The organism is Stenotrophomonas sp. YIM B06876, from assembly GCF_030711595.1.
In the GTDB taxonomy this organism is placed as follows: domain Bacteria; phylum Pseudomonadota; class Gammaproteobacteria; order Xanthomonadales; family Xanthomonadaceae; genus Stenotrophomonas.
In genome coordinates this window covers 1-2,844 of record NZ_JAUJUJ010000092.1, presented here as the reverse complement: position 1 = coordinate 2,844, position 2,844 = coordinate 1, and the positions used below count along the sequence as shown (strand labels likewise).

Annotated in this window: 1 protein-coding gene and 1 pseudogene; both read right to left on the bottom strand. The window is 66.7% G+C overall.

Annotated elements, in window-relative coordinates; genetic code table 11:
- A partial coding sequence (locus QZH66_RS14820; RefSeq protein ID WP_305806688.1) for an efflux RND transporter permease subunit occupies nt 1–968 on the bottom strand: 968 nt, incomplete at its 3' end.
- Between the two features lie 232 nt (nt 969–1,200).
- Nucleotides 1,201–2,841: pseudogene (locus tag QZH66_RS14815) on the bottom strand (efflux RND transporter permease subunit); the annotation flags it as partial.
- Nucleotides 2,842–2,844 lie beyond the last annotated feature (3 nt).

Sequence of the window (2,844 nt, the reverse complement as noted above, 5' to 3'; positions counted from 1 at the left end):
AGCAGGCCGACCTGGAAATACACGTCGTTCGACAGGCCGCGCAGGCTGGTGAACAGCAGTGCGCCGATGATGCCTAGCGGCACGGCCAGGATCACCGACATCGGCACCGACCAGCTCTCATACAGGGCGGCCAGGCACAGGAACACGAACAGGATCGAGACGGCATACAAGAGCGGCGCCTGGGCGCCCGACAGGCGTTCCTGGTACGAGGCGCCGGTCCACTGGTAGCCGATGCCGGGCGGCATCTCCTTCATGATGTCTTCGATCACGCCCATGGCCACGCCCGAGCTCACGCCGGCGCCGGGGTTGCCGACGAACTCGTAGCTCGGGCTGCCGTTGTAGCGCTGCAGCTGCGGCGAGCCGTAGGTCCATTCGGTGGACGTGAAGGCCGAGAACGGCACCATCTGGCCCTGGTTGTTGCGCACCGTCCAGGGGCCGATGTCCTGCGGCAGCATGCGGTAGGGCGCGTCGCCCTGCATGTAGACGCGCTTGACGCGGCCGTTGTTCAGGAAGTCATTGATGTAGGTGCCGCCCAGGGCGCTCGACAGCACGGCGTTGATGTCGCTGGTCGACAGCCCCAGGGCGGCGGCCCTGCGGTCGTCGATCAGCACGCCGAGCTGCGCCGTGTCGTCGAGGTTGGTGGCGCGCACATTGCTCAGCTCGGGGTGTTCCCGGGCCAGTTTGAGCACCTTGTCGCGTGCTTCGACCAAGGCCGCATGGCCCAGGCCGTTCAGGTCCTTGAGCTGGAAGTTGAAGCCGGCATTGGCGCCCAGGCCGCGCACGGCGGGCGGCAGTAGCACGAAGATGCGCGCATCGCGGATCGAAGCCAGGTCTTTGGTGGCCTTGCGCGCGATGGCCTCGGCGCTCTGGTCGGCGCGCTTGCGCTGGTCCCAGGGCTTGAGGCGCACGAAGCCGCGCGCCGAGCTCTGGTCGCCGCTCAGGCCGGTGATCGAGTTGAAGCTGATCACATCGGGCTGCTGGCCCAGGTAGTCCTTCACTTCNGCGCGCGATGGCCTCGGCGCTCTGGTCGGCGCGCTTGCGCTGGTCCCAGGGCTTGAGGCGCACGAAGCCGCGCGCCGAGCTCTGGTCGCCGCTCAGGCCGGTGATCGAGTTGAAGCTGATCACATCGGGCTGCTGGCCCAGGTAGTCCTTCACTTCAGTCATTACGGCCTGCAGGCGCGCATTCGAGGCCCCGGCGGGCAGGGTGATCTGCACCTGCATGAAGCCCTGGTCTTCGTTCGGCAGAAAGGACGTGGGCAGGCGCATGAACAGCACCGCCATGCCCGCGCACAGCAGCAGGAACACCACGGCCATGCGCTTGCTGCGCCGCATCACGCCGCCGACGCTGCCCTGGTAGCGCTCGGCCGTGCGGTCGAAGTGGTGGTTGAACCAGGCAAAGAAGCGGTCGTTGAGTCCGAGCAGGCCCTTGCGCGGCGCGCTGCCATGGGGGCTGTGCTGGCCCTTGGCGACGGGCTTGAGCAGGGTGGCGCACAGGGCGGGCGTGAGCGTCAGCGCGACGAACACCGACAGCGCCATGGCCGAGACGATGGTGATCGAGAACTGGCGGTAGATCACGCCGGTCGAGCCGCCGAAGAAGGCCATGGGGATGAACACCGCCGACAGCGTGAGCGCAATGCCCACCAGCGCGGGCGTGATCTCGGCCATCGATTTTTGCGTGGCTTCCTTGGGCGACAGGCCCTCTTCGCTCATCACGCGCTCGACGTTCTCGACCACCACGATGGCGTCGTCGACCAGCAGGCCGATGGCCAGCACCAGGCCGAACATGGTCAGGGTGTTGATCGAGTAACCGGCCAGGGACAGCACGCCGAACGTGCCCAGCAGCACCACCGGCACGGCGATCGCCGGGATCAGCGTGGCGCGGAAGTTCTGCAGGAACACGAACATCACGAGCACCACCAGGACCATGGCCTCGATCAGCGTCACGATGACCTCGTGGGTCGAGGCGCGCACGAAGGGCGTGGAATCCGAGCTGATGAAGGGCTTGAGGTGGTAGGGAAAGAAGGGCTGCAGTTCGGCGATCTTGGCGTTCACCGCATCCGACACGGCCATGGCGTTGGCGCCGTCGGCCAGCACGATGCCCATGCCGGCGCCGGGCTGGCCGTTGAGGCGCGAGGTGATGGTGAGGTTCTCGGCGCCCAGCTCGACCCGGGCCACGTCCTTGAGAAAAACGGCGGCGCCGTCGGGCGCCGACTTGAGCAGGATGTTGTTGAACTCTTCGACCGTCTTGAGCTTGCTGCGCGCCGTGATCGTGGCGTTGAGCTGCTGCTCGCCCACGGCGGGCAGGGCGCCGAGCTGGCCGGCCGAGACCTGGGCGTTCTGCGCATTGATGGCATTGCCCACGTCCGAGGGCATGAGCGCGTATTTCTCGAGCTTGGCCGGGTCCATCCACACGCGCATCGCATAGCTGGTGCCGAACAGGGTCACGTCACCGACACCGTCGATGCGGCCGATCACGTCGATCAGGCTGCTGCTGATGTAGTCGCCGATGTCCACCTGGCTCACGCTCGGGTCGGGCGAGGTGAAGGTGAAGGTCATCAGGTAGTCGTTGCCGCCCTTGGTGACAGTCACGCCGCGGCTTTGCACGGCCGGCGGCAGGCGCGACATGGCCTGCTGCAGCTTGTTCTGCACCTGCACCTGCGCCACATCGATGTTGGTGCCGGGGTTGAAGGTGAGCGTGGTGCGCGAGCTGCCCGAGGCGTCGCTGGTCGAGCCCATGTAGAGCAGGTTGTCCAGGCCCTTGAGCTGCTGCTCGATGACCTGCGAGACCGAGTTCTCGACGGTCTCGGCCGAAGCGCCGGTGTAGAGCGCAAAAATCGACACGCG